This window comes from Nocardia sp. 852002-20019_SCH5090214, assembly GCF_001665865.1.
Classification (GTDB): Bacteria; Actinomycetota; Actinomycetes; order Mycobacteriales; family Mycobacteriaceae; genus Nocardia; species Nocardia nova.
This window is the reverse complement of record NZ_LZMK01000091.1, coordinates 1-26,378: the sequence shown is the minus strand read 5'-3', so window position 1 is coordinate 26,378 and position 26,378 is coordinate 1. Positions and strand designations below refer to the sequence as shown.

Annotated in this window: 25 protein-coding genes; 23 read left to right on the top strand and 2 right to left on the bottom strand. The window is 68.8% G+C overall.

All coding sequences use genetic code 11. The annotated features are described in order from the left end of the window. The first annotated feature begins 244 nt into the window (after positions 1-244). On the top strand, positions 245-1,342 hold the full coding sequence (locus tag A5780_RS07880) for an FAD-dependent oxidoreductase (protein ID WP_064908124.1): 1,098 nt from the start codon (positions 245-247) through the stop codon (positions 1,340-1,342). A 75-nt stretch (positions 1,343-1,417) separates the two neighbouring features. Here A5780_RS07880 and A5780_RS07875 read toward each other — a convergent pair whose 3' ends face one another. After that, positions 1,418-1,807, bottom strand: a complete 390-nt coding sequence (locus tag A5780_RS07875; protein WP_030513055.1) for a DUF2237 family protein — start codon at positions 1,805-1,807, stop codon at positions 1,418-1,420. A gap of 217 nt (positions 1,808-2,024) precedes the next feature. Here A5780_RS07875 and ftsY point away from each other — a divergent pair, with 217 nt between their 5' ends. The 6 genes from ftsY (at position 2,025) to ffh (ending at position 10,321) form a co-directional block, all read left to right on the top strand. Then, the gene (gene ftsY / locus A5780_RS07870) at positions 2,025-3,611 is read left to right on the top strand and encodes a signal recognition particle-docking protein FtsY (RefSeq protein ID WP_228794119.1); all 1,587 of its coding nucleotides are present in this window, start codon (positions 2,025-2,027) and stop codon (positions 3,609-3,611) included. A 204-nt stretch (positions 3,612-3,815) separates the two neighbouring features. After that, positions 3,816-5,225: an ammonium transporter gene (locus A5780_RS07865; RefSeq protein WP_030513057.1), complete on the top strand. Its 1,410-nt coding sequence runs from the start codon at positions 3,816-3,818 to the stop codon at positions 5,223-5,225. A 4-nt stretch (positions 5,226-5,229) separates the two neighbouring features. Continuing rightward, entirely contained in the window at positions 5,230-5,568 is a 339-nt protein-coding gene (locus A5780_RS07860) for a P-II family nitrogen regulator (protein ID WP_030513058.1), read from the top strand. An 82-nt stretch (positions 5,569-5,650) separates the two neighbouring features. Continuing rightward, a complete protein-coding gene (locus A5780_RS07855) occupies positions 5,651-8,089 on the top strand; it encodes a [protein-PII] uridylyltransferase (protein WP_082941162.1) in 2,439 nt (812 codons plus the stop codon). A 205-nt stretch (positions 8,090-8,294) separates the two neighbouring features. Then, positions 8,295-8,606, top strand: a complete 312-nt coding sequence (locus A5780_RS07850; RefSeq protein WP_063018393.1) for a hypothetical protein — start codon at positions 8,295-8,297, stop codon at positions 8,604-8,606. Between the two features lie 131 nt (positions 8,607-8,737). Beyond that, complete coding sequence (gene ffh, locus A5780_RS07845; RefSeq protein WP_030513061.1) at positions 8,738-10,321, top strand: signal recognition particle protein; 1,584 nt, start codon at positions 8,738-8,740, stop codon at positions 10,319-10,321. 53 nt (positions 10,322-10,374) lie between these two features. On the opposite strand, the gene A5780_RS07840 is transcribed toward ffh, so the two are convergent. Continuing rightward, the gene (locus A5780_RS07840; RefSeq protein ID WP_064908123.1) at positions 10,375-11,244 is read right to left on the bottom strand and encodes an alpha/beta fold hydrolase; all 870 of its coding nucleotides are present in this window, start codon (positions 11,242-11,244) and stop codon (positions 10,375-10,377) included. Between the two features lie 103 nt (positions 11,245-11,347). Between A5780_RS07840 and A5780_RS07835 the strand changes: the two genes are divergently transcribed. The 16 genes from A5780_RS07835 to A5780_RS07760 all read left to right on the top strand — a co-directional run. Further along, complete coding sequence (locus tag A5780_RS07835; RefSeq protein WP_064908122.1) at positions 11,348-11,917, top strand: TetR/AcrR family transcriptional regulator; 570 nt, start codon at positions 11,348-11,350, stop codon at positions 11,915-11,917. A gap of 99 nt (positions 11,918-12,016) precedes the next feature. Continuing rightward, positions 12,017-13,111: an amidohydrolase family protein gene (locus A5780_RS07830; protein WP_063018405.1), complete on the top strand. Its 1,095-nt coding sequence runs from the start codon at positions 12,017-12,019 to the stop codon at positions 13,109-13,111. A 320-nt stretch (positions 13,112-13,431) separates the two neighbouring features. After that, on the top strand, positions 13,432-13,866 hold the full coding sequence (gene rpsP / locus A5780_RS07825) for a 30S ribosomal protein S16 (protein ID WP_030513065.1): 435 nt from the start codon (positions 13,432-13,434) through the stop codon (positions 13,864-13,866). Beyond that, a complete protein-coding gene (locus A5780_RS07820) occupies positions 13,866-14,108 on the top strand; it encodes an RNA-binding protein (protein ID WP_036503663.1) in 243 nt (80 codons plus the stop codon). Before rpsP ends, A5780_RS07820 begins: the two co-directional genes overlap by 1 nt. After that, positions 14,109-14,648 carry a ribosome maturation factor RimM gene (rimM, locus tag A5780_RS07815; RefSeq protein ID WP_063018387.1) on the top strand — a complete coding sequence of 180 codons (540 nt, stop codon included), beginning with the start codon at positions 14,109-14,111 and terminating at the stop codon, positions 14,646-14,648. A 44-nt stretch (positions 14,649-14,692) separates the two neighbouring features. Next, on the top strand, positions 14,693-15,376 hold the full coding sequence (trmD, locus tag A5780_RS07810; protein ID WP_030513068.1) for a tRNA (guanosine(37)-N1)-methyltransferase TrmD: 684 nt from the start codon (positions 14,693-14,695) through the stop codon (positions 15,374-15,376). A gap of 275 nt (positions 15,377-15,651) precedes the next feature. Beyond that, a complete protein-coding gene (locus A5780_RS07805) occupies positions 15,652-18,135 on the top strand; it encodes a Tex family protein (protein WP_082976335.1) in 2,484 nt (827 codons plus the stop codon). Positions 18,136-18,279: 144 nt separating this feature from the next. After that, complete coding sequence (locus tag A5780_RS07800; RefSeq protein ID WP_082857414.1) at positions 18,280-19,242, top strand: hypothetical protein; 963 nt, start codon at positions 18,280-18,282, stop codon at positions 19,240-19,242. A 175-nt stretch (positions 19,243-19,417) separates the two neighbouring features. After that, positions 19,418-19,759, top strand: a complete 342-nt coding sequence (rplS, locus tag A5780_RS07795) for a 50S ribosomal protein L19 (protein WP_030513071.1) — start codon at positions 19,418-19,420, stop codon at positions 19,757-19,759. Between the two features lie 144 nt (positions 19,760-19,903). Beyond that, entirely contained in the window at positions 19,904-20,740 is an 837-nt protein-coding gene (gene lepB, locus A5780_RS07790; RefSeq protein WP_169812472.1) for a signal peptidase I, read from the top strand. 75 nt (positions 20,741-20,815) lie between these two features. Continuing rightward, complete coding sequence (locus tag A5780_RS07785) at positions 20,816-21,553, top strand: ribonuclease HII (RefSeq protein ID WP_064908125.1); 738 nt, start codon at positions 20,816-20,818, stop codon at positions 21,551-21,553. A 70-nt stretch (positions 21,554-21,623) separates the two neighbouring features. Continuing rightward, positions 21,624-21,929: a DUF2469 domain-containing protein gene (locus A5780_RS07780; protein WP_011210678.1), complete on the top strand. Its 306-nt coding sequence runs from the start codon at positions 21,624-21,626 to the stop codon at positions 21,927-21,929. 145 nt (positions 21,930-22,074) lie between these two features. Next, positions 22,075-22,431, top strand: a complete 357-nt coding sequence (locus A5780_RS07775) for a YraN family protein (protein ID WP_064908121.1) — start codon at positions 22,075-22,077, stop codon at positions 22,429-22,431. Next, a complete protein-coding gene (locus A5780_RS07770; RefSeq protein WP_064908120.1) occupies positions 22,431-23,939 on the top strand; it encodes a YifB family Mg chelatase-like AAA ATPase in 1,509 nt (502 codons plus the stop codon). Before A5780_RS07775 ends, A5780_RS07770 begins: the two co-directional genes overlap by 1 nt. A 337-nt stretch (positions 23,940-24,276) precedes the next feature. Next, positions 24,277-25,413, top strand: coding sequence for a DNA-processing protein DprA (gene dprA / locus A5780_RS07765; RefSeq protein ID WP_063018397.1), 1,137 nt, complete (start codon positions 24,277-24,279; stop codon positions 25,411-25,413). A 104-nt stretch (positions 25,414-25,517) separates the two neighbouring features. After that, a partial coding sequence (locus A5780_RS07760) for a tyrosine-type recombinase/integrase (RefSeq protein WP_064908119.1) occupies positions 25,518-26,378 on the top strand: 861 nt, incomplete at its 3' end.

The following is a 26,378-nucleotide window of genomic DNA, read 5'->3' as shown; positions in this document are numbered from 1 at the left end:
GGCCCCGCGCGGCGGGCGATCTCGGCCAGCGACACCGACGTTCCGGATTCGGCGAAGGCTCGTTGCGCGGCGGCGAGCAGGATGTGATCGCGATTGCTGCGAGCGTCGGCGCGCAGGGAATCCGGGTGGGTCGGTTCCAGGACCATCGGCGGCTCCAGTCGTGCTCAACAAGTGGACGAATTGTGTCCACTTAATCTACCATCTACCTAAGCGGACGAAATTCGTCCACTTGGGAGGTGGCGACATGGTTGAGGTGCTCGTTTCCGGAGCCGGAATCGCGGGATCGACGCTGGCCTACTGGCTGAGCCGATACGGATTCGAGGTGACCGTCGTCGAGCGGGCCGCCGGATCGCGGTCCAGCGGTAATCCGGTCGATGTGCGCGGACCGGCGCTCGACGTGGTGACCGCTATGGGCGTCCTGCCCGAATTGCGCGCGGCCGCAACGGATGTGGACCGGCTACGGTTCGTCGACGCGCGCGGCCGGCGCCGCGCATCCATGCGGGTGGGCGATCGAGACCGCGGTGACGTGGAGCTCGCCCGCGCGGATCTGGCCACCATTCTCGCCGCCGCCTCCGGCGACCGCGTCCGGATGCGGTGGGGCGACGGTATTTCCGAGATCGAGCAGTCCGGCGCGGGGGTTACCGTCGGCTTCGAATCGGGGGAGCGAGCGCACTACGACTACGTGCTCGGCGCCGACGGACTGCATTCGGCGGTTCGGCGGCTGACCTTCGGCGACGACCGGGAATTCGTGCGGCACATGGGGATCTACATCGCCACTGTCCCCGTCACGCGGTCCGCGAGCGAGCACGAGGTGGTCATGTACAACTCGCCGGGCCGATCGATATCGGTCCATCCCGCGGGCGGCCGTCCGATCGCGGCCTTCATGTTCCGGCGGGCGCCGGTGGCCGGTCTGGACCACCGCGACAGCGAGGCGCAGCGTCGATTGCTGGTCGCGGAATTCGCGGGGCGGATGGGACCGTTCGAGGATGTGCTCGACGAGGTGCGCGCCGGCGGTGACCTCTACTTCGACGCCGTCAGCAAGGTATCGCTGCCGCGCTGGTCCCGGGGCCGGGTCGCCCTCGTGGGAGACGCGGCCTCATGCCTGTCGCTGTTCGGCGACGGATCGAGCCTGGCCATCGCGGGTGCGCACACCCTGGCCGAGGAGCTCGCGACAGCGCCGCACGACCCGGCCGCGGCATGGGGACGCTACGAGCAGCGGCATCGCGATCGGATCGGCGCGGCACATCGAGGGGTTCGATTCGCTTCGGCGCTGATGGTGCCGGGATCGCGTCCGGCCATCGGGCTGCGCAATACCGCGGTCCGCCTGTTCGCGGCCGCCTGACCATCGCGCCGTGCGCCGAACCTCCCGGTCGCCGGGAGCGCGATGCTCAGGCTCGATCGACGGGCCGGTGAGCGATCACAGCAGATCGCTGACGTCGTCGGGGACGTCGACGGCGTATTTGCGCAAGGTTTCCATCGGCACGACCTCGAGCGCGTTCTCGTGGGTCGCGGCCAGAACGACCGGCGCGGCCACCCCGTCCTCGTGGGCGTGCAGCCACCGGACCGCGACCACACACCAGCGGTCGCCGGGTTGCAGTCCGGGGAAGTTGTTCTCCGGACGTGGGGTGAGCAGATCGTTGCCGATCGATTTCTGATGCTCCAGGAACTCCTGGGTCACGACGGTGCAGACGGTGTGGCTACCCAGATCCTCGGGGCCGGTGCTGCAGCAGCCGTCCCGGTAGAAGCCGGTGAGAGGATCGGTGCCACACTCCTCCAGCGGTCCCCCAAGCACATTTCGATCGGTCACGAGCCGATCCTATTGTCTCTGTGTCGGATTCGCCGCGCCTTGGGCGGTTGGTATCCGGACGGTTGCCGGTGATGCGTGGCCGGACGCCCTATCGTCCGACGTCGTCGGCGTGTCGGGGGTTCGCGGATCGTTGCGCGGAGAGTGACGAATCACCCGTACCGCCGCGGGCGCAACACCTGCCTGCCGCCACGCGGGGGCGTTCGCGGGTTCTGACAGGATGGGAGCCGTGACTGCGCAAGCCTGGATTCTGATCGCCGCGATCGTCGCCGTACTACTGGTGGCGTTCGTTGCCGGATTCGTCCTGTACAAGCGCCGCCGAGTGAGCATCACCCCGGCGGAGGAACAGGACAAGCAGCTGACCGACCGGTCGGGTGGCTATACCGCAGCCGGTGGCTTCAATTTCAGTCAGAGCGGCGCGGGCTCGGGCACACTGACGCCACCGCGCCCCGAACCGGTCCCGATCGAACGCACCGACGACGAAGGTCAGCCGCATGTCGGCGACGACGCCGCCATCCCGCGCGACTCGGTGCGCCGGACCATCACCGACGTGCGGTTGCCCGAACCGGAGACCCTTGCCGACCGCCCGGCGGACGGGGCGAGCGCGACCGCGCCGACCGTCGAGCCGGAAACGACGGAAACACCCGGCGACGGCGTGGCCGCGCCCGAAGCACCGGCCGAGGCGGCCCCGGTGGAAGCCCCGGCCGAAGCTCCCGCCGCGCCGCCCTCGACCGACGGCGCCGCCACGATCGCGCCCGCCCCCGTCGAGCCGCCCGAGACCGCTCCGGCGGATTCGGCCCCGACCGCACCCGCCCCGACCGCGCCGACGCCCACCGCACCGACACCCACGGCCCCGGTGCCCGAGCCCGCCGCGGTCGAGGAGATCGAACCCACCGCCGGGCGCCTCACCCGCCTGCGCGGGCGGCTGTCACGGTCGCAGAACGCGGTCGGCAAGAGTCTGCTCGGTCTGCTCGGCGGTGGCGACCTCGACGAGGACTCGTGGGAAGAGATCGAGGACACCCTGGTCATGGCCGACCTCGGCACCTCGGTCACGACGACCGTGGTCGAGCGACTGCGCGAGGAGTTGGCCGCGCGCAGCGTGCGCACCTCCGAACAGGCCCGGCAGGTGCTGCGGGATGTGCTGATCGAGGCCCTGCGCCCGGACCTGGATCGTTCGATCCGGGCGCTGCCGCATGCCGACCACCCGTCGATTCTGCTGGTCGTCGGCGTGAACGGCACCGGTAAGACCACCACCACCGGCAAATTGGCGCGCGTGCTCGTCGCCGACGGCCGTCGCGTGCTGCTCGGCGCCGCCGACACCTTCCGCGCCGCCGCCGCCGACCAGCTCCAGACCTGGGGCGAACGGGTCGGCGCCGACACCGTGCGCGGCCGCGAGGGCGCGGATCCGGCATCGGTGGCCTTCGACGCGGTCAGCGCCGGCATCGAGGAGGGAGTCGACGCGGTCCTGGTCGACACCGCGGGCCGGCTGCACACCAAGACCGGTCTGATGGACGAGCTGGGCAAGGTCAAGCGCGTGGTGGAGAAGAAGGCCGCCGTCGACGAGGTCCTGCTCGTGCTCGACGCGACCGTCGGGCAGAACGGGCTCACCCAGGCCCGGGTCTTCGCCGAGGTCGTCGACATCACCGGCGTGGTGCTCACCAAACTCGACGGCACCGCCAAGGGCGGCATCGTCTTCCAGGTGCAGCACGAGCTCGGTGTGCCGGTGAAACTGGTCGGCCTCGGCGAGGGCGCCGACGATCTGGCCCCCTTCGAACCGTCCGCATTCGTCGACGCCCTCCTCGGGTAGCGGCGAGAAGCAAAACGGCAGTTCCTCCTCATTTCGACACGGTCCTCACAGTGCGCCGACATGCGCTGTGTGCGCGCCGAAACCTGGTAGCAACACGGGAAGCTGATCCGTTCACGCATGCGAAACATCGCGGCGGCACGGATGAAACACCCGATCGCGACCCTTCTGTGCAGGCTCGTTTGCCGCAGTTCGGCCGGGCCCGAGATGAGGAGGAACAAGGTGGCGTATCCCTTGCTCGGTGTGCCCGACACCGGCGACACCGCGTGGATGCTGGCGAGCTCCGCGCTCGTTTTGTTGATGACCCCTGGACTGGCGTTCTTCTACGGCGGCATGGTCCGGTCGAAGAACGTGCTCAACATGATCATGATGAGCATCAGCGCGATGGGCATCGTCGGCGTGCTGTGGTCGCTCTACGGCTTTTCCGAGGCATTCGGTGACAACAAACTAGGCCTGATCGGCAACCCTGCCCAGTTCTTCGGGCTCAAGGGCCTGATCGGCACCAACGCCGTCAAGGCCAGCCCGGCCGACCCGTCGACCGGTGCGTCCGCGGTGGATCAGGTGAACATTCCGCTGGCCGGCACCATCCCGATGACGGTGTTCGTGGCCTTCCAGCTGATGTTCGCCATCATCACCGTGGCCCTGATCTCGGGTGCGGTCGCCGACCGCATGAAGTTCCGCGCGTGGGTGGTCTTCGCGATCGCGTGGTCGACCATCGTCTACTTCCCGGTCGCGCACTGGGTCTTCGACTTCGACGTCAAGGACGCCGCGGGCAACATCGTCCACCACGGCGGCTGGATCGCGAACAAGCTGCAGGCCATCGACTTCGCCGGTGGTACCGCGGTGCACATCAACGCCGGTGCCGCGGGCCTGGCGCTGTGCCTGGTGCTCGGCAAGCGCAAGGGCTGGCCGAAGACGCCGATGCGCCCGCACAACCTGCCCTTCGTCATGCTCGGCGCCGGTCTGCTGTGGTTCGGCTGGTTCGGCTTCAACGCCGGTTCCTCGGTGAGCTCCAACGGCCTGGCCGGTTCCACCTTCCTGACCACTACCTTCGCCACCTGCGCCGCGATGCTCGGCTGGCTGGTCGTGGAGAAGTTCCGCGACGGCAAGCCCACCAGCCTCGGCGCCGCCTCGGGCATCGTCGCGGGTCTGGTCGCGATCACCCCGTCCTGCTCGTCTGTGAACGTGCTGGGCGCGCTGGTGATCGGCGCGGTGGCCGGTGTGCTGTGCGCGCTGGCGGTCGGCCTGAAGTTCAAGCTCGGCTTCGACGACTCGCTCGACGTGGTCGGTGTGCACCTGGTCGGCGGTGTGGTCGGTACGCTGCTGATCGGTCTGTTCCTCGCCCCGGAATCGGGCGCGGCCTCCGGCGGCGCGAAGGGCTTGTTCTACGGCGGTGGTTTCGACCAGCTCGGCAAGCAGGCCGTCGGTGCCTTCACCGTGCTGGCGTTCTCCTTCGTCGTCTCGCTGATTCTGGGTCTGATCATCAAGTACACGATCGGCATTCGTGCTTCCGAGGAAGACGAGTTCAAGGGTATGGACGAGTCGGAGCACGCGGAGACGTCATACGATTTCGCTGCTGTGGGTGGCACGGCACGTACCGCCGTCAAGGAGGCATGACGCAATGAAACTGATCACTGCAATCGTCAAACCGTTCACACTCGAGGACGTCAAGTCCGGGCTCGAGCAGGCCGGTGTGCTGGGAATGACGGTCAGCGAAGTCCAGGGGTACGGCCGCCAGAAGGGGCACACCGAGGTTTACCGCGGCGCGGAGTACTCGGTCGATTTCGTGCCGAAGGTCCGGGTCGAGGTCGTCGTGGACGACGCCTCGGTCGAGAAGGTCGTCGAGGTGATCGTCGAGGCCGCGCGCACCGGAAAGATCGGTGACGGCAAGGTCTGGGTGACCCCCGTCGAATCGGTGATCCGGGTCCGAACCGGTGAACGCGGTGCCGACGCACTATAGGAGATGAACGATTCGGGCAGCCCCGCTCCCTGGCACCGGCCGGGGACGGGGCTGCCCGCATGAACGGGTGGTGGTTGCGGGTATGAGTGCAGACGAATTGTCCCAGGGCGCCAAGGATCTGGTGGCCGCACGAGATCAACTGCTCGACGGTGGTGATGCCCGGCGGCCCAGGCTGAGCGCCGAGGCGCTGCGGCAGGCGCTGGTCGACCTGCACGAGCTGTGGTTGACCACGAAGGGCGCGGAGCTGGGCATCACCGCCGACAGCGGGCTGGCCGTGGTGGCGGTCGGCGGACTGGGACGGCGCGAGATGCTGCCGTATTCCGATCTGGATCTGATGCTGCTGCACGACGACGTGGACCCGGCGCGGGTCGCCGAGGTGGCCGACCGGCTCTGGTATCCGCTGTGGGACGCCCACATCAAGCTCGACCACAGCGTGCGGACCGTGCCGCAGGCGCTGCGGGTGGCTGCCGACGATCTCACCGCCGCGCTGGGCATGCTCGATGCCCGCCACATCGTCGGCGACGCGGAGTTGAGCAATCTGCTCATCGGTGGCGTGCGCCGCGAATGGCGGACCGGAATCCGTTCCCGCTTCGGCGAATTGGTGGAGCAGACGCAGGCGCGGTGGAAGCGCAACGGTGAGATCGCGCACCGGGCCGAACCGGACCTCAAGAATGGGCGCGGCGGTTTGCGCGATATCCAGCTGCTCGACGCGCTGGCCATCGCCCAGCTGACCGACGCCATGCCCGGCCTGGGACCCGACGTTCCCGGCGGTGGTCTCGAGGCCGCCCATCGCCGGTTGCTCGACGTGCGTACCGAACTGCACCGGGTGGCCGGGCGTTCCCGTGATCAGCTGCGCGCCCAGGACGCGGACGAAATCGGCGCCGCCCTGCGCATCGGCGATCGATTCGATCTGGCGCGCACGCTCAGCGATGCGGCGCGCACGGTCGTCTATTCGGTCGACGTCGGCCTGCGCACCGCGGCCAACGCGCTGCCGCGCCGCGGTCTGGCCCGATTGCGGCGCCTGCCCGTGCGCCGCCCGCTCGACGAGGGCGTGGTCGAACATGCCGGTGAGGTGGTGCTGGCCCGCGACGCCCGGCCGCAGCGCGATCCCGGCCTGATCCTGCGGGTCGCCGCCGCCTCGGCGCGCACCGGCCTGCCGATGTCGGCGACCACCCTCAACCGCCTCTCCGAGGATGCCCCCGAACTGCGCGAGCCGTGGCCGCGGGAGGCGCTCAACGATCTGCTGGTGCTGCTCGGCGCCGGCCGAGGCACCATCGACGCGGTCGAGGCCCTGGATCGAACCGGCTTGTGGGGCAGGCTGTTTCCGGAATGGGGGGCAGTGCGCGATCTGCCGCCCCGCGATGCCGTGCACACCTGGACCGTCGACCGCCACCTGGTCGAGACCGTCGCCTACGCCGGTGCGCTGAGCACCCGGGTCGCCCGGCCGGACCTGCTGCTGCTCGGAGCGTTGCTGCACGATATCGGCAAGGGCCGCACCGAGGATCACAGTGTGGTGGGTGCCGAACTGGCCGATCGGATCGGTCAGCGGCTGGGCCTGTGGCCCGACGATGTCCACAGCCTGGCGACGATCGTGCGGCATCATCTGCTGTTGCCGCAGACCGCGACCCGGCGCGATCTCGACGATCCGGCGACCGCCGCCGGTGTGGTCGAGGCGCTGGGCGGTGACCGGCAGTTGCTGGAGCTGTTGCACACCCTCGCCGAGGCCGATTCGCTGGCGACCGGCCCGGGCGTGTGGGGGGAGTGGAAGGCCTCCCTGATCGCGGAACTGGTGCGCCGCGGCCATGCCGCGATGGCGGGAGAGCCCGCACCACAACGGGTTTCGCCGACGCCGGCGGTGGTCGACGCGGCCGTGCTGGACAGGGCCGCGGCCGGTGGTGTGCACGTGGAACTGACTCCCGGCGACGGACGCTACATTCACCACGTGACGGTCGTCGCCCCCGATACTCCCGGCCTGCTCTCGGAGGCGGCCGGGGTGCTCGCCCTGCATTCCCTGCGGGTGCTGTCCGCGACGCTGGCGGCCTCGGGTGACACCGCGATCGACACCTTCGTGGTGACACCGACCTTCGGCAATCCGCCCGACGCCGGACTGCTGCGCCAGGAGCTGATCCGCGCGATCAACGGCGATCTGAAGCTGGCCTCCGTGCTCGCGGACAAGGAGCGCGACGCGGCGGCTCGAACCAGTCCGTACGCCCAGGCCGAGCCGAGGGTGATCTGGATCGAGGTCGACCGGCCCGGTGAGTTGGTGCTCGAACTGCGTGCCGAGGACCGCATCGGCCTGCTCAGCCGGTTGGCCGCGGCATTGGCCGCCCAGGGCGCGGATGTGCGGTGGGCGAAGGCCGACACGATGGGCTCGGTGGTGGTCGACTCGTTCGGCCTCGGTCTGGGCGAGGACGACACCCCGCAGCGCCGCCGTGCCATCGAGGCGGCACTGCTGGGGGTCGTCCCGCATCAGGAGCCGAAGAAACCGAGCGAAACGGACACCGCCACGGGTGCCGGTTAGGTTTACCAACCTTCGCCCGGTTATCGGGGCAACCTGGTCGTTTGGTCCGTAACGCGGTAACCAGATCGTTGCGGCAACCTCTGCTGGATGTGATGTCCGCCACTCTACGATCTGGTGTAGATCGTGAAGTTGATCGTGATCGCAAGCTGTTCGAGCTGTTGCTGTACCTGTCCGGCGAGTTGGGTGCGTTGAGGGGAGCAGGTCGATGGCAAACGAAGTCGTGTCCTCATCCATGATCACCAGCGATTCGACCCACCACATCGCTCGCTGTGTCGGCGGCGACCACTGGGTGGTGTCCTGGCTTCCGGGCCGCACGCTGACCGGCGGGCAGGCGGTGGCGGCCATGAAGCTGGCCGGCGCGCTCGTCGACGGTGCACCCGGTGACGCCGACTGGGCGACCCTGGACGCCATGGCACTGCCACTGGGTCTGACCGGCCGCGAGGCCGTCTATCTGGTGGCCTACGAACAGCACGACTTCAGCCGGGCCCCGCGGCCGCGGCACAGCGCGCTGTCCTGACCGCAGGCCGGTGACGAGCCCGCCGCCCGGCCGGCGGCGGGGCTTCGACTAGGGCGAATCCACCGATCGCGGAGTTGCCCGTACCCTGGTAACCCGAGTGACGTCCCTCGACGAGACCAGGAGCGCGATCGGTGTTCGAATCCCTTTCCGACCGGTTGACCGGTGCCCTGAAGGATCTGCGTGGCAAGGGGCGTCTGTCACCGGCCGATATCGACGCGACCGCGCGCGAGATCCGGCTCGCCCTGCTCGAGGCGGACGTGGCGCTGCCGGTGGTGCGGGAGTTCATCGCCCGCGTCAAGGAACGCGCCAAGGGCGCCGAGGTGTCGGCCGCGCTGAACCCCGCGCAGCAGGTCGTGAAGATCGTCAACGAGGAATTGATCGGCATCCTCGGTGGCGAGACCCGGCGCCTGCAGTTCGCGAAGAACCCGCCCACGGTCGTCATGCTCGCCGGTCTGCAGGGTGCCGGTAAGACCACACTCGCGGGCAAGCTCGCGAAATGGCTGAAGGGCCAAGGGCATACGCCTTTGCTGGTGGCCTGTGACCTGCAGCGGCCGGGTGCCGTCACCCAGCTGCAGGTGGTCGGCGAACGAGCCGGTGTGCCGGTGTTCGCCCCGCATCCGGGCACCTCGATCGGTGGCGGCGACAACGCCCTGGGCGTCACCGCCGCCGACCCGATCCGCGTCGCCGAGGCCGGTGTCGAGGAAGCGAAGCAGAAGCACTACGACATCGTCATCGTCGACACCGCGGGCCGCCTCGGTATCGACGAGGAGTTGATGCGCCAGGCCGCCGGCATTCGCGACGCGGTGCACCCGGACGAGACGCTGTTCGTCCTCGACGCCATGATCGGCCAGGACGCGGTCAGCACGGCGGAGGCCTTCCGCGACGGTGTCGGTTTCACCGGTGTCGTGCTCACCAAGCTCGACGGTGACGCCCGCGGTGGCGCCGCGCTGTCGGTCCGCGAGGTCACCGGCGTCCCGATCCTGTTCGCCTCGACCGGTGAGAAGCTCGAGGACTTCGACGTCTTCCACCCCGACCGCATGTCGAGCCGCATTCTCGGCATGGGCGATCTGCTCACCCTGATCGAACAGGCCGAACAGGTCTACGACCAGCAGCAGGCCGAGGAGGCCGCCCGCAAGATCGGCTCCGGCGAGCTCACCCTCGAGGACTTCCTCGACCAGATGCTGGCCATCCGCAAGATGGGCCCGATCGGCAACCTGCTCGGCATGCTGCCGGGCGCCGGCCAGATGAAGGATGTGCTGGCCCAGGTCGACGACAAACAGCTCGACCGGGTGCAGGCCATCATCCGCGGTATGACCCCCGCCGAGCGGGCCAACCCCAAGATCATCAACGCCTCTCGCCGCCTGCGCATCGCCAACGGTTCCGGCGTCACCGTCTCCGACGTGAACCAGCTGGTCGACCGCTTCTTCGAAGCCCGCAAGATGATGGCTGCGATGGGCCGGCAGATGGGCCTGCCGGGGTCGCGGCGAAACGCCAAGGGCAAGAAGGGGAAGAAGGGGAAGAAGGGCGGACGTGGCCCGACTCCGCCGAAGGGCATGCGCGGAGGATTCCCGGGCATGCCGGGGATGCCGGGCGGAATGCCGGGGATGCCCGCCGCGGGGATGCCGGATCTGTCCAATATGCCCAAGGGGCTGGACGAACTGCCGCCGGGCCTGGAGGGTTTCGACCTGTCCAAGCTGAAGTTCCCCAAGAACTGAGTCCTATCGACCCGCTCCACTCGCCGCGGCGTGACGCCGCGGCGAGCCGGATGTCATAGTGCGCGCCGGAGGAAGTCGCGGATGTATGCCGCTATCTCGTCGCCGTGTGTCTCCAGTGCGAAATGTCCGGCGTCGAGCAGATGCAGCTCGGCATTCGGGAGATCACGCAGGTAGGCCTCTGCCCCGGCGGCACCGAACACCTCGTCGTTACGGCCCCAGGTGATGAGGGTCGGAGGCTGGTGGGTGCGGAAGTACTGCTGATAGGCGGGATACCCGTCCAGATTGAACTGGTAATCCCAGAACAACTGCAGCTGAATCGCGTCGTTGCCGGGCCGATCCAGCTTGGCCTGGTCGAGTTGCCAGGCTTCCGGAGCCAGCCGGTCCATCCGGTCGGCGGGTACGCCGTGGGTGTACTGCCATTGAGTCCACTTGGGCTCCAACAGTTCTCGGACCGCCGCTTCGTTGGCTGCCCGGTCCTTCGCATGGGCGAACAGGACATCCCAGAACGGGGTGAAGCCTTCGAGGTACGCGTTGCCGCTCTGCGAGATCAGCGCCGTCACCCGCTCTGGATTGCGGCTTGCGATCCGCAGCCCGATCGGGGCGCCGTAATCCTGGATGTAGAGCGAGAAGCGCCGCACGCCCAGCTGATCGAGTAGCTCTTCGGTGATGTCGGCGAGCTGGTCGAAGCTGTAGTCGAATTCGTCGACGCCCGGCGCGGCCGAGTTGCCGAACCCGATGAAGTCCGGCGCCACGAGGTGGAACTCGTCGGACAGCTCGGACATGAGGTGGCGGAACATGTGCGAGCTGGACGGGAAGCCGTGCAGCAGCACGAGGGTCGGACGGTCCGGATTTCCGGCTTCCCGATAGAACACCTCGAGTCCACGGACCGTGGTCGTGTGCTGTCGGGTGGCGAAGGCGGACATGGTGATTCCTTTCGATCGGAAGATCCGTCATTGGGAGAACGAGCGTTCTCGGCGGACTCCGGTAGCATAGGAGAACGATGGTTCTCACGCAAGGGAGACGGTTGTGCAGGGTGAAGCGGATGCCGCGCGGGTCCTCGACGCGGCCGACCGGCTGTTCAACGAACGCGGAATTCAGGGCGTCGGTATGGACGCGATCCGAGATGCCGCGGATGTGCCGCTGAAACGGCTCTACCGCGACTTTCCCTCGAAGTCCGATCTCGTGCACGCGGTCTTGACGCGGCGCGACAACGACGTGCGCACCGCGCTCGCGCGGTACGTCGACGACAACGCGAGCACTCCCCGGGAGCGGGTGCTCGCGGTGTTCGACTTCCTGTACGAGTGGTTCAGCGGGCCCGATTTCCGCGGCTGCCTGTTCATCAATACGGTGGGGGAACTGGGCGGCACATCCGATGAGGTCGGCCGGATCGCCGCCCGGCACAAGCGTGCGGTGCGTGACTATCTGGCTGATCTCGTGACCGAGTGTGCGCTGCCCGAATCCGTGGCCGACCAGTTGCTGATCATCGCCAACGGCGCGATGGTCACGGCCGCGATGCACGACGACCCCGAGGTGGCGCGACAGGCGCGAGCCGTCGCCGACATCCTGCTGCGCGCGGCCCGCCCCGTCGGCGAATGAGGTGACGACTATCGCCGACCGGCCTCGCCGCGGAAGTCCCGGTAGGTTGGGGTCGGGCGGCGATCGGCTTCCGGCGATGTGGTGAGGAGCGATATGCGGATGCATCTGCGTGGGGTGGTCCTTCCCGGCGACGAGGTGCGCGATCTGTGGGTCCGCGACGGGCTGATCTCCTTCGAACCGGTGCGTGACGCCGAAACCGTGTGTGACACAGGGTGGATCGTGCCGGGGCTGGTCGACGCGCACTGCCACGTCGGCATTCGCTACGGCGGCGGGCACGAGGATCGCGAGGGCGCGATCGCGCAGGCGGAGGTGGAACGCGACGCGGGTGCGCTGCTGCTGCGCGATGCCGGATCCCCCATCGACACCCGCTTCATCGACGATCATCACGAACTGCCGAAGATCATCCGGGCCGGCCGCCACATCGCCCGTCCCAAGCGGTATATCCGCGAACTGGGCATCGAACTGGACGACGAGCGCGACCTGCCCGATATCGTTGCCGAACAGGCCCGCTTCGGCGACGGCTGGGTCAAGATCGTGGGCGACTGGATCGATCGGTCCGCCGGTGATCTGCGGCCGTTGTGGAGCGACGCGATCCTGAAGGAGGCCATCGACGCCGCGCACCGGGAGGGAGCCCGCGTCACCGCGCACGTCTTCGGTGAAGACGCGCTACCAGGGTTGATCAACGCCGGAATCGACTGCCTCGAGCACGGCACCGGACTCACCGACGACACCATCGAGATGATGGCCGAACACGGCACCGCTCTGGTGCCCACGCTGGTGAATATCGACACCTTCCCCGACATCGCCGACAGTGCGACCAAATTTCCGGTCTACGCCGCCCATATGCGCGATCTGCACCGCCGGGTCCGCGACACCGTCGCCGACGCCCACGCGGCGGGGGTGCCGATCTACACCGGCACCGACGCCGGCGGTTCGATCCGGCACGGCCGCATCGCCGACGAGATCGACGCGCTGGCCGGTGCCGGGCTGTCGCGGCACGAGGCGCTGGCCGCGGCCTCGTGGCGGGCCCGGGAGTGGCTCGGCCGACCGGGTATCGAGGACGGCGCACCGGCCGATTTCGTCGTCTACCGCACCGATCCGCGGTCGAGTCGCGATGCGCTCGACGCCCCGGCCTACGTCGTCCTGCGCGGGCGGGTGTACCCGGGCCGGGATCCGGTCACCGGACACCGCTAGGGCCGTCGGGGCGACGAACTGCGCGGCAACGGCGCTGGTCACCGACCTGCGCGTGCTCGGGGAAACGGCCCGCTCGATGCGGGGCGATTTCTCCGGGCGCGGGCGCGTCTGGCACAATGAACGACCGTCCTCGTCGACGACCGCGACTCGCTCGCGGTTCCGTATTCGGGGACAGTGTCAGCCCGTCTCCGGTTACGTACCGCGCGGCGGTCACACACTCAACGCAAAACCGGGTCCGCACCCCGTGCGGGCTGCTGAATTGCGCCGTGACCACTCAGGCTGCCCTCGGGCGGCCGCCATCGAAAGGCATTGATACAGCCATGGCTGTCAAGATCAAGCTGACCCGTCTGGGCAAGATCCGCAACCCCCAGTACCGCATCGTCGTCGCCGATGCGCGCACCCGCCGCGACGGCCGCGCCATCGAGAATGTCGGCAAGTACCACCCGAAGGAAGAGCCCTCGCTGATCGAGGTCGACTCCGAGCGCGTGCAGTACTGGCTGGGCGTCGGCGCGCAGCCGACCGAGCCGGTCAAGCGTCTGCTGGAGATCACCGGCGACTGGCAGAAGTTCAAGGGCCTGCCGGGCGCCGAGGGCACCCTGAAGGTCAAGGCCGCCAAGCCGAGCAAGCTGGACCTGTTCAACGCTGCCCTGGCCGCCGCCGACAGCGAGCCGGTCGCCGAGGCCGTCACCCCCAAGAAGAAGAAGTCCAAGGCCGCCGAGGGTGAGGCCGAGGCCGCGACCGAGGCTGCCGAGTAATGAGTGCGGTCGTCGCCGATGCCGTCGAGCACCTGGTGCGCGGCATCGTCGCCAATCCGGACGACGTGCGCGTCGATCTGATCACCAGCCGGCGTGGACGCACCGTCGAGGTCCACGTCCACCCCGATGATCTGGGCAAGGTGATCGGCCGCGGCGGTCGTACCGCGACCGCGCTGCGCACCCTGGTCGCCGGCATCGGTGGCCGCGGTATCCGGGTCGACGTGGTCGATACCGATCAGTAGATGGAACTGGTAGTCGGGCGGGTCGCCAAATCGCACGGTGTGCGCGGCGAACTCGTGGTCGAGGTACGTACCGACGAACCCGAACTCCGCTTCGCTCCCGGCGCCCGCCTGCGTGGCCGGGCGCCGAGAAGCGAAGCGGTGGACATATTCACGGTGGAGTCGGCCCGAGAGCATTCGGGCCGGCTTCTCGTTCGTCTCGAGGGTGTCGGCGACCGTACCGCCGCGGATGCGTTGCGCGGCACTCTGTTTCTCGTCGATACCGCGGAACTCCCGCCGTCGGAGGATCCCGACGAGTTCTACGACCACGAACTCGAAGGTCTGAGCGTTCGGCTCGCGGACGGCACCGAGATCGGCACCGTGAACGAGGTCCTGCATTCGGCCGCGGGCGAACTGCTGTCGATCCGGGCCGGTGCGGGCGCCGGCGGGCGTGCCGGCCGGGAAATCCTGGTGCCCTTCGTGACCGCGATCGTGCCGACCGTGTCGGTCGCCGAGGGCCTGATCGTGATCGACCCACCCGAAGGCCTGCTGGACGAGGAGTAGCGATGGGCACCGGAGCCGACGATCCCGCGCAGCGCTCGTCAGCTCTGCGCATCGACGTCGTCACCATCTTCCCCGAATATCTCGAGCCGCTGCGGACGGCGTTGCTGGGCAAGGCGATCGAGAAGGGCATCGTCGAGCTCGGCGTGCACAATCTGCGGCGCTGGACCCACGACGTGCACCAGTCGGTCGACGACGCTCCCTACGGGGGCGGGCCGGGCATGGTCATGAAACCCGTCGTCTGGGGTGACGCGCTCGACGAGGTGTGCCCGGACGAGGCGTTGCTCGTCGTGCCGACCCCGGCCGGAGTGCCGTTCACCCAGGAAACCGCCCAGCGCTGGTCCGCCGAATCGCATCTGGTCTTCGCCTGCGGCCGCTACGAGGGGATCGATCAGCGCGTCTTCGACGATGCCGCCCGCCGGGTCCGGGTGGAAGAGGTCAGCATCGGCGACTACGTCCTGATCGGCGGGGAAGCCGCCGTGCTGGTGATGGCCGAGGCGGTGGTGCGCCTGATCCCCGGCGTCCTGGGCAATCAGGCCTCCCACCAACAGGATTCGTTCTCCGACGGGCTGCTCGAAGGTCCCAGCTACACCCGGCCGGTGAGCTGGCGCGGACTCGATGTGCCCGAGATTCTGCTGTCGGGCAATCACGCGCGCATCGACGCGTGGCGCCGTGAACAGTCACTGCGGCGCACCCGGGAGCGCCGCCCGGATCTGCTGCCGCCGGAGTAGCCGAAAACTCTGCGCGACAGGACTTCACCGGTCGAGGCGTCGCATTCGCCGTGTCGCCGCATCGCGTGCAGGACGTGGCCGACGCGCCCATACGGGGTGCGGATGTGTGGTCGCCGGGGTTGCCCAGTTCGTTCGCAGTCACGAGGTCGGCGAGGCTGTGGCCAGCCGGTTTTCGGTCATTTCCGTTCGCGGCGCGCCGGCACCGGGTGCGGCTGCGTGCGCACCGGGCGCTCCACCTGGTCCGCTGTCGGAGGCCGACGGTAGTGTCAGCCAGCGTGACGACAGCCTCCGAACCCGTCAGCACCGAAGCAACCACCGGCACGGAAGCCGCCGCCCCTGGAAAGGTGCGCCTGGCCAGTGTCGGCAGGCGGATCGCCGAGGAGCTCTCGGTCCGTGACGAACAGGTCCGTGCCGCCGTAGAGCTGCTCGACGGCGGGTCGACCGTGCCGTTCATCGCCCGCTACCGCAAGGAGGTGACCGGCGGGCTCGACGACGCGCAGCTGCGGCAACTGGAGGAGCGGCTGCACTACCTGCGCGAACTCGACGAGCGCCGGAACTCGATCCTGGAATCCATTCGCGGACAGGGCAAGTTGGATGCCGCGCTGGAACAGCAGATCATGCTCGCGGAGACCAAGGCCCGCCTCGAGGACATCTACCTGCCCTACAAGCCGAAGCGGCGCACCAAGGCGCAGATCGCCCGCGAGGCCGGACACGAACCGGTCGCGGACGCCCTCATCGGCGACCCCACCACCGATCCGTCCGGCTACACCGCCGAACAGCTCGACGGGGCCCGCGCGATTCTGGTCGAGCGATTCGCCGAAGACGCCGACCTCGTCGGTGAACTGCGCGAATTGATGTGGGAGCGCGGCCAGGTCACCTCGCGGGTCCGGACCGGCAAGGAAGAGGCCGGGGCCAAATTCGCCGACTACTTCGAGTTCAGCGAACCGTTCGCCAAACTGCCCTCGCACCGCATCCTGGCGCTGCTGCGCGGCGAGAAGGAAGACGTGCTGAGCCTGTCGCTCGAATCCGATACCGAGGAACCGGAGCCGGGGCAGCGCACCATCTACGAGGGCCGGATCGCGCACAAGTTCGGCATCGCCGACCAGGGGCGCCCGGCCGACACCTGGCTGCTCGACACCGTGCGCTGGGCGTGGCGGACCAAACTGCAGGTCAGCCTCGGCATCGATATCCGGATGCGGTTGCGGCAGTCCGCCGAGAAGGACGCCGTCGACATCTTCGCCGCCAACCTGCGTGACCTGCTGCTCGCCGCACCCGCCGGCACCCGCACCACCATGGGCCTGGACCCGGGCTACCGCACCGGCGTGAAGGTGGCCGTGGTGGACGGCACCGGCAAGGTGGTGGCCACCGAGACGATCTATCCGCACAAACCGCAGGGCCAGACTGAGAAGTCGCTGGCGGTGCTCGGGGCGCTGGTGGCGCGGTTCGACGTGGAGCTCATCGCGATCGGCAACGGCACCGCTTCCCGGGAGACCGATGCCCTTGCCGTGGAACTGATTTCGCGGATCGGTGCGACGCCCGGCGCGCGGAAGCCGACCAAGATCGTGGTCTCGGAAGCGGGCGCCTCGGTGTATTCCGCCTCCGCGTACGCCTCGCAGGAACTGCCGGAACTGGACGTCTCGCTGCGCGGCGCGGTTTCGATCGCGCGGCGGCTGCAGGATCCGCTGGCCGAACTGGTGAAGATCGAGCCGAAGTCCATCGGCGTCGGCCAGTACCAGCACGACGTCTCCGAGACCCTGCTGGCCCGGTCGCTGGGCGCGGTGGTCGAGGACGCGGTGAACGCGGTCGGTGTCGACGTCAACACCGCCTCCGTGCCGCTGCTGTCCCGTGTCTCCGGCATCGCCTCCTCGGTCGCGGAATCGATTGTCGCGCATCGCGATCAGAACGGCCCGTTCCGCAGCCGCACCGCGCTGCTGGAGGTTCCGCGGCTGGGCCCCAAGGCATTCGAGCAGTGCGCGGGCTTCCTGCGCATCCGCGGCGGCGACGACCCGCTGGACTCCTCGGCCGTGCACCCCGAGGCCTATCCCGTGGTGCGCCGGATCCTGGAGGCGACCGGACGCGACGTGCCCGGCCTGATCGGCAACACCTCGGCCCTGCGGGCACTGCGGCCGGGCGAATTCACCGACGAGAAATTCGGTGTGCCGACCGTCACCGACATCATCGCCGAACTCGAGAAGCCCGGCCGTGACCCGCGCCCGGAATTCAAGACCGCCGAATTCGCCGCCGGCGTGGAAAAGGTCGCCGACCTCGAACCCGGCATGGTGCTCGAAGGTGTGGTGACGAACGTGGCCGCCTTCGGCGCCTTCGTCGATGTGGGTGTCCATCAGGACGGTCTCGTCCACGTCTCGGCCATGTCGCATTCGTTCGTCCGCGATCCCCGCGAGATCGTGAAATCCGGTGACGTGGTGAAGGTGAAGGTGCTGGAGGTCGACGTCGCCCGCCAGCGCATCGGCCTGAGCCTGCGTCTGGACGACGAGCCCGGCGCGGGCAAAGCCGAGAAGGGCGGCGCGGGCCAGCGCGGCGGGCAGAACCGGGGTGGTCAGCCGCGCGGCGGCCAGGGCAATCAGGGCCGCGGCGGCCAGGATCGCGGAGGCCAGGATCGCGGAGGCCAGGATCGCGGCGGACAGAACCGTGGCGGTGGCCAGAACAAGGGACAGGGCCGCAATCAGCAGCGTCGCGGTGCGCCCGAACCGTCGGGCTCGATGGCGGATGCGCTGCGCCGCGCCGGTTTCGGGCGGTAAGCCTCGGCGGCCGCCGCATTCGGGTTTGCCCCGACTGCGGCGGCCGGGTACGGGACAATGGAGTCGCGGGGTCAGGTCTCGATGATCGGCCTCGCGGGGCATCACTACCCCGACACCCCGGTTCCGAATGAGGGGACGACGGCTGTGCGGCGCTGGTTCGACGACGCGATCCTCGCGGAGGGACGCCTGCCGTTGCTGTGCTTCCTGCTCGGCTTCATCGTCGGATTCCTGTTGATCCGGCTCAGTGTGCGGATGATTCGCAAGCAGGTGCGCTGGTGGCCGGGCAACCTGCGCGCCGGCAACGTGCACATTCACCACATGGTGTTCGGCGTGGTGCTGGTTCTGGCCTCGGGACTGGGATTGGTCGCGACCTACAACACCGGGGTCGGCACGATCTCCGCGCTCGCCTCGACCTTCGGTGTCGGCGCGGCGCTGGTGCTCGACGAATTCGCGCTGATCTATTACCTGCGCGACGTGTACTGGGAGGAACAGGGACGCACCTCCGTCGATGCGGTGTTCGTCGCGGTCGCGGTCACCGGGTTGCTGTTGCTCGGCTTCCACCCGCTGTGGCTGCTCGACGTCAACGACATCCGGCACGACAACAGCGTCGCGGGACGCAGCTTCCTCGGCATCTTCGCGCTGGTGAATCTGGTGCTGGCCGCGATCGTCATCGCCAAGGGCAAGATCTGGACCGGATTGTTCGGCATGTTCTTCCTGCCGCTGCTGGTCGTGGGCGCACTGCGGCTGAGCCGGCCGGGTGCGCCGTGGGCCCGCTGGCGCTACGGCGAGCGCCGCCGCCTGATGTACCGGGCGGTCGTGCGCGAACGCCGGTACCGGCGGCCGGTGATCCGGGCCAAGATCTTCGTGCAGGATCTGGTCGCCGGCAAACCCGATGTCGCGCACGTCCGCAGTGCGGCCGAGCAAGAATTGGCGCGTACCGTGGTCCCCGCTCCGCCCGCCCACCTGCGGACCAGAGCGATGCGGGCCACCATGCACGACGGACCGGACCGCACCGGGCCTGCCGCCGCGCCGCCACCGGCGGGTACGCCGGGACCGGCCGACGCGGGCGACCTGACGGCGGCCCACCCACAGCACACCGGACATTGACGCCGGGACGACGCGGATCCCGGGGGCGATTTTTCCCGCAGCGGCCTGATCTGGCACAATGCTCAGGTTGCTCTGGGCGCATTCGACCCGGCGCACCGCCCAATATCCGGAGCACGAACCGGCCGAGCAGTTGCCGCCAGGTTCCTCTGTTCACGCGAACTTCCAAAGGACGGAAATGAACACCCTCGACTTCGTCGACGAAAAGTCGCTGCGCACCGATATCCCGGACTTCCGCCCGGGTGACACGGTGAACGTGCACGTGAAGGTTATCGAAGGTAACAAGGAGCGCATCCAGGTCTTCAAGGGTGCGGTCATCCGCCGCCAGGGCGGCGGCATCCGCGAGACCTTCACCGTGCGCAAGGTGTCGTTCGGCGTGGGTGTCGAGCGCACCTTCCCGGTACACAGCCCCAACATCGACCACATCGATGTGGTGACCCGCGGTGACGTCCGCCGGGCCAAGCTGTACTACCTGCGCGATCTGCGCGGCAAGGCCGCCAAGATCAAGGAGAAGCGCTGAACATCAGGGCTCTGCCCGTTCACGCCCGCCCCCGGTCCTCGCGACCGGGGGTTTTCCTTTTACCGGCCGGGATATGCCCGCCTTCTCGGCACGCAGGGTGCGCCGGGGCGACGACGAACATGGCTGCGGGATAACCTGTTCGGCGTGGCAGACGAAAGCGAGTCGGTGGCGGTGCCCGGAGCCGATGACAAACGTGCCGGTGGCGAACGCAAAGACGAGTCCGCATCGCGCAGTCGGCGCGGCAGGCGCAAGCGGAAGCAGCGGCCCTTCTGGCAGGAACTGCCGATCCTGATCGTCATCGCCGCCGTGATCGCGGCGCTGGTGGTGAATTTCATCGGCCGGCCGTATGTGATCCCGTCACAGTCGATGGAACCGACGCTGCACGGCTGCACCGGCTGCACGGGCGACCGGATCTATGTCGAGAAGCTGAGCTACGACTTCGGTGATCCCAAGCCCGGCGACGTCGTGGTATTCGTCGGCCCGAGCGGTTCGTGGAACAAGTCCTACCACTCCAACCGCTCCAGCAATGTCGTCGTGCGCGGCGTGCAGAACTTCTTCTCGTTCTTCGGACTGGTGCCGCCGGATGAGAACGACTTGGTCAAGCGCGTGATCGCGACCGGCGGTCAGACCGTGCAGTGCTGCGATGCGCAGGGCCGGGTGATGGTCGACGGTAAACCGCTCGACGAGCCGTACGCGCACTACATCTACCCCTATCAGCCGGGGCTGGCCTATGCGACCAAGGTGGCCGGCGGGCTGTCGATCGACCCGCGCGGCCGCGAATTCGGCCCGGTGAAGGTGCCCGAGGGCAATCTGTGGGTGATGGGCGACAACCGCAACGAATCCGCGGACTCGCGCGCCCATGTCGACGACGAGTACTCCGGCACCGTGCCGGTCGACGCAGTGCGCGGTAAGGCGGTGTTCAAGATCTGGCCGCCGAGCCGGATCGGCCCGGTCCGGTCACAGAATCCGCAGACGAACTGAGGCGCGCGGCGCGAGATAATCGAGTCACGGGATAGTCGAACGGTAGGTGCAGTGGCGGAGACATCGCGACGCACGATGCGCAACGGTAAGGGCGGCAAGATCATCCGGCCGGTGGTTCGCACAGGAGACTGGCCGCCGCGAGTGGTGATGCGGCGAGCCGGTGGCCTGCGCACGCTGGAAGCGGCGCTGATCCGCAGTGGTCTCGGTCCGGTCGCGGGTGTCGACGAGGCGGGCCGGGGGTGCTGCGCCGGTCCGCTCGTGGTCGCGGCCTGTCTGCTCGCGCCCAAGGCCTACGATTCCCTTGCGGGACTGGACGATTCGAAGAAGCTGACCGAGGCCGTGCGCGAGCAGCTGTATCCGGTGATCGTGCGCCGGGCGCTGGCTTGGAAGGTCGTGGTGATTCCCGCGTGGGAGATCGACGCGATCGGCATCCATGTCGCCAATATCGAGGGCATGCGCCGGGCGGTGGCGGGTCTGGAGGTGCGGCCCGGCTACGTACTCACCGACGGCTTCCGGGTGCCGGGTATCAGCGTCCCGTCGCTGCCGGTGATCGGTGGTGACGCGGCGGCGGCCTGTATCGCCGCGGCCAGCATCCTCGCCAAGGTGACGCGCGACCGCATCATGGTCGCGATGGACCGTGACCTGCCCGGATACGGCTTCGCCGCGCACAAGGGCTACAACACGCCCGAGCATCTGGCCGCGCTGGAGCGGCTCGGGCCCAGTGACGAACACCGCCGGTCGTGGCGCAATGTCCGGGGCACCGAGGCCGCGGAGACCGGGCGGGTGGCTGCCGATACCGCCCATGCGGGATGATGTGAGCACGCTACACGCGTTCGTGGCGATAGAGGAGGATATTCCACCCGATGAGCGAGCGGAGCGAGGCATGAGCGCCGAGGACCTCGAGAAGTACGAAACCGAGATGGAACTCTCGCTGTATCGCGAGTACAAGGACATCGTCGGTCAATTTTCGTACGTCGTCGAGACCGAACGCCGCTTCTATCTGGCCAATTCTGTCGAGTTGCGCCCGCAGAACGCCGACGGTGAGGTGTATTTCGAGGTGCGGATGTCGGATGCGTGGGTGTGGGATATGTATCGGCCCGCCCGCTTCGTCAAACACGTCCGCGTGATCACGTTCAAGGACGTGAACATCGAGGAACTGGAGAAGCCGGACCTGCGCCTCCCCGAATAGCGCGCAGGTAGCGAGAGCGGGCCCGACCTGGGGAGATCGGTCGCCGGCCCGGCTGGTGATCCACAGCCCGGGGTTCATCCACAGGCTTTCTGTTTCCGCAGGTGAGACCGGCGGACCGTAGTTTCGCCGACGGCATGCTGAGCAGGTGGCACACAATCTGGCGCTCGGCGCCCACGGAGAAGAACTGGCCGCGCAGTTCCTGCAGGGGGCCGGGATGCGGATCGTCGAACGAAATTGGCGGTGTCGCTACGGCGAATTGGATCTCATCGCCCGGGAAGCGGACACCACGGCCTTCGTCGAGGTCAAGACCCGTTCCGGGCTGGGGTTCGGCACACCGGCCGAGTCGGTGACCTTCGCCAAACAGCAGCGCATTCGCCGGCTCGCGCTGCTGTGGCTGGCCGAACAGAGCGGACCGTGGCGGCGGGTCCGCTTCGATGTGGTGTCGGTCCTGCTGCTCCCCGGCCGGTACCCGCGGATAGAGCACGTCCGGGCGGCGTTCTGATGGCCCTGGGACGCGCTCATTCGGTGGCCGTGACCGGGGTGGACGGACAACTCGTCGAGATCGAAGCCGATATCGGGCAGGGATTGCCGTCGGTTCATCTGGTCGGGCGCCCGGACACCACCCTGCAGGAATCGCGGGACCGGGTCCGGGCCGCGGTCGCGAACTCGGGGGAGAAGTGGCCCGACGGCCGCGTCATCCTCGCCCTGTCGCCCGCCACGTTGCCGAAGGTCGGCAGCGTGTACGACCTGGCATTGGCAGCGGCCGTGCTGCACGCCGGTGATTCGGTGCCCGGGTCGAAGCTCGCCGGTACGGTCCTGCTCGGCGAACTGGCCCTCGACGGCCGGGTGCGGCGGGTGCGGGGCATTCTTCCCGCCGTGCTGGCGGCGCGGACCGCCGGTCGCAGGACCGTCGTGGTGCCCGAGTCGGTGCTCGGTGAGGCCGGGCTGGTGGACGGGGTCACTGTGCTCGGGGCGCCGACACTGCGCGCGCTGATCGACTGGTTGCGCGGGGAGGGCGAACTGTCGGCGCCGGACGGTAGCTACACCGCCCCGCGGCGAAGTATCGGCGATCTCAACGAGGTGGTCGGACAGGACGAGGCTCGCTGGGCATTGGAGGTGGCCGCGGCCGGCGGCCACCATCTGTTGCTGACCGGCCCGCCCGGCATCGGCAAAACCATGTTGGCGCAACGTCTTCCGGGGCTGTTGCCGGCGTTGACGGAATCGGAGTCGCTGGAGGTCACCGCCATCCATTCGGTGGCCGGGACGCTGTCCGACGATCATCCGCTCATCACGACGGCACCGTTCGTGGCACCGCACCATTCGACCTCCGTATCGGCGATGGTGGGCGGTGGTTCCGGATCCGCACGGCCGGGTGCCGTCAGCCGGGCGCATCGCGGCGTCCTCTTCCTCGACGAATGCGCCGAAATCGGCACCAAGGTGCTGGAGGCGTTGCGAACCCCGTTGGAGGAGGGCGAGGTTCGCATCGCCCGTCGTGACGGCGTGGCGCGATACCCGGCGCGATTCCAGCTCATTCTGGCGGCGAATCCGTGTCCGTGCGCTCCGGCCCGCGACGTCGACTGCATCTGTGCACCGCTGGCCCGCCGCAGGTATCTGGGCAAACTGTCAGGCCCGCTCATGGATCGCATCGACATCTGGGTCCAGATGCATGCGCACGCCGCCGGGACGTTCACTTCCTCCGACGCCGAATCCAGTGTGGTCGTGCGGGAACGGGTCGAGCTGGCGCGCCGGGCCGCGACGCGACGCTGGTCCGAGTACGGGTGGACCGTCAACGCTGAGGTACCGGGACATGTGCTGCGCCAGCGCTTCCGGCTGCCGGCGGATGCGCTGGCGCCGGTGGAGAGCGCGCTGCGTCAGGGCCGGATGTCCGCCCGGGGTGCGGACCGGGCGATCCGAGTCGCCTGGACCGTCTGCGACCTACGCGGGGGAGAAGTGCCGTCGGCGCAGGACGTGCTGCAGGCGTTGAACTTTCGGCAACGCGGCGTGTCCTGAAGCGTCGAGCGTTGCCGGTCGGCGCCCATCGTATGGGCGTGGGCGTGGGCGTGGGTACGGATGACCGAATGCGGAGTTAAGGGAGGGAATTGATGATCCGTCGATCGATGGGCCGCGTGGGGACGGTGGTCGCCGAGCGCGCTCGGAGTCGGGAACGACCGGAGAGCCACAGCGTGTTTCGCAGGTCGGGCGACGACACGACCGCGATACGGGCCTGTCCGGTTCCGCGACACCACCCGCGACATGCGGGCGGCGTCCGTGGCGACGCGGAGGTGTGGCGGTGACCGGTCACAGCGTCGGCGGGGGCGGCGATTCGGGTGGTGGCGTCGCGTCCCTGGTGACCGTCGACGCGGACGAACAACGGCTGGCGTGGGTCTATCTGTCCCGTGTGGTGGAGGGCCCGTGTCCGGCGTTGTCGGCGCTCATCGCACGAGTCGGCGTGGTGGAGGCCGCACGTGCGGTGCGGGAATGCGATCTGCCCGCATCGCTGCGCGGTCCGACCGAACGCCGGCGCGAGATCGACCGTGCCGAGCGTGATCTCGAGCTGATGGCGCGCATCGGCGGACGGGTGATCACGCCGGACGATCCGGAGTGGCCGCAGTGGCGCCTGCTGGGCCTGACGCAACTCGACCCGGCCCGCGACGCCGACGCCGGGGTGCCGCTGGTGCTGTGGGCCCGCGGTCCGTTGTCACTGCAGCAGTACACCGAACAGGCCATCGCCGTGGTCGGCGCACGCTGCTCCTCGGGATACGGCGAACAGGTCACCGCCGAACTCGCGGGCGAACTGGCCGCGCACGGCTGGACGATCGTGTCCGGTGCCGCCTTCGGCATCGACGGGATGGCGCATCGCGCGGCGCTGGCCGTCGGCGGCAACACGATCGCCGTGCTGGCCTGCGGGATCGACCGGCCCTATCCCGCTCAGCACGAACGCCTCCTGGCCGAGATCGCCGAAACGGGTGTGGTGGTGAGCGAATATCCGCCCGGCGCAGCCGCTCACAAACACCGGTTCCTGGCTCGGAACCGCTTGATCGCCGCCCTGTCCGACGGGGTGCTGGTGATCGAGGCGGGCATGCGCAGCGGCGCGCGCAATACCGCGAAATGGGCGCGGCGCCTGGGCCGTCCGGCCCTCGCGGTGCCGGGGCCGATCACCGCCGCGGCGTCGGTCGGCTGCCACCGGATGATCCGCGACCGCGAAGCGATTCTCGTCAGTCGGGTCGACGAAATCCACGACGAGGTCGGACCGCTGCGACTGTCACTGCCTGGGAGCAGCGAAGCCGGCGCCGGTCTGGCCGGGGACCAGGCGGCCGTCTTCGCCGAACTGCCGGTGGCCGGTTCGCGACTGCCGAAACAGATCGCCGACGAGAGCGGCCTCGCCATCCACGCGGTGCGCGCGGCACTGGTTGGCCTCGAGGTCGCCGGCCTGGTCGGGTCGGACAGTTCGGGCTGGTTCCGCACCGTGCGAAAGGAGGCGTGAAAGGCGAATGCGACGTGCGTGCTCCGCGGTGATCTGCGGGTCCTTCCGTACTGCTGTCGGCGCGGTGGCTTGCGCGCGGGCCGGGCGCCGGTGAACGTGGAGAAATGGACGGATTACCGGGCGATCTCGTGGATCTGCTCGAGCAGTACGAACGGCATCTGCTGCTGGGACGCAACCGGTCCGCGCACACGGTGCGGGCCTATCTCGGGGATGCGCGATCCCTGTTGGAGCATCTGTGTGCCCGGTCGCCCGATGCCGCGGTGGGAGAGATCGATCTGCCGCTGTTGCGATCGTGGCTGGCCGACCAATCGGCCGGGGGCGCCGCCCGGACCACCATGGCGCGGCGTGCCTCGGCGGCGCGGACGTTCACCGCCTGGCTGACCCACACCGGCCGCCTCGCGGCCGATCCCGGTCCACGGCTGGGCTCGGCCCGTGCACACCGGGTGCTGCCCGCCGTGCTGGGCAAGGATCAGGCCGATGCGGCCATGAACGCCGCGGAATCCGGTGCGGCGCAGCGTGACCCGATGGCTCTGCGGGATCGGCTCGTGGTGGAGATGTTGTACGCCACCGGAATCCGGGTCAGCGAACTGTGCGGACTCGACATCGATGACGTGGACCGGGGCAGGAGGCTGGTGCGGGTATTGGGCAAGGGCAACAGGGAGCGCTCGGTGCCGTTCGGCCTGCCCGCCGATCGGGCACTGGAGAATTGGCTGAACTTCGGGCGCCCGCACCTGGCCACCACCGAATCCGGGCGAGCGCTGCTGCTCGGCCGGCGCGGCCGCCGGCTGAACCAGCGCCAGGCCAGAACCGTTGTCCACGAGGTTGTTTCGGCCGTACCGGGAGCTCCGGACATGGGTCCGCACGGCCTGCGCCACACCGCCGCGACCCATCTGCTGGAAGGCGGAGCCGACCTGCGCGTGGTCCAGGAACTGCTCGGTCACGCCAGTATGGCGACCACCCAGCTC

Excerpts from the sequence above, each read along its gene's own strand:
- rplS (WP_030513071.1), top strand. The coding sequence starts at position 19,418 with ATGAACACCCTCGACTTCGTCGACGAAAAGTCGCTGCGCACCGATATC.
- A5780_RS07830 (WP_063018405.1), top strand. The coding sequence starts at position 12,017 with ATGCATCTGCGTGGGGTGGTCCTTCCCGGCGACGAGGTGCGCGATCTG.
- A5780_RS07860 (WP_030513058.1), top strand. The coding sequence starts at position 5,230 with ATGAAACTGATCACTGCAATCGTCAAACCGTTCACACTCGAGGACGTC.
- A5780_RS07840 (WP_064908123.1), bottom strand. The coding sequence starts at position 11,244 with ATGTCCGCCTTCGCCACCCGACAGCACACGACCACGGTCCGTGGACTC.
- A5780_RS07880 (WP_064908124.1), top strand. The coding sequence starts at position 245 with ATGGTTGAGGTGCTCGTTTCCGGAGCCGGAATCGCGGGATCGACGCTG.
- A5780_RS07770 (WP_064908120.1), top strand. The coding sequence starts at position 22,431 with ATGGCCCTGGGACGCGCTCATTCGGTGGCCGTGACCGGGGTGGACGGA.
- ftsY (WP_228794119.1), top strand. The coding sequence starts at position 2,025 with ATGGGAGCCGTGACTGCGCAAGCCTGGATTCTGATCGCCGCGATCGTC.
- A5780_RS07855 (WP_082941162.1), top strand. The coding sequence starts at position 5,651 with ATGAGTGCAGACGAATTGTCCCAGGGCGCCAAGGATCTGGTGGCCGCA.
- rpsP (WP_030513065.1), top strand. The coding sequence starts at position 13,432 with ATGGCTGTCAAGATCAAGCTGACCCGTCTGGGCAAGATCCGCAACCCC.
- rimM (WP_063018387.1), top strand. The coding sequence starts at position 14,109 with ATGGAACTGGTAGTCGGGCGGGTCGCCAAATCGCACGGTGTGCGCGGC.
- A5780_RS07780 (WP_011210678.1), top strand. The coding sequence starts at position 21,624 with ATGAGCGCCGAGGACCTCGAGAAGTACGAAACCGAGATGGAACTCTCG.
- A5780_RS07785 (WP_064908125.1), top strand. The coding sequence starts at position 20,816 with ATGCGCAACGGTAAGGGCGGCAAGATCATCCGGCCGGTGGTTCGCACA.
- A5780_RS07865 (WP_030513057.1), top strand. The coding sequence starts at position 3,816 with ATGAGGAGGAACAAGGTGGCGTATCCCTTGCTCGGTGTGCCCGACACC.
- A5780_RS07850 (WP_063018393.1), top strand. The coding sequence starts at position 8,295 with ATGGCAAACGAAGTCGTGTCCTCATCCATGATCACCAGCGATTCGACC.
- A5780_RS07820 (WP_036503663.1), top strand. The coding sequence starts at position 13,866 with ATGAGTGCGGTCGTCGCCGATGCCGTCGAGCACCTGGTGCGCGGCATC.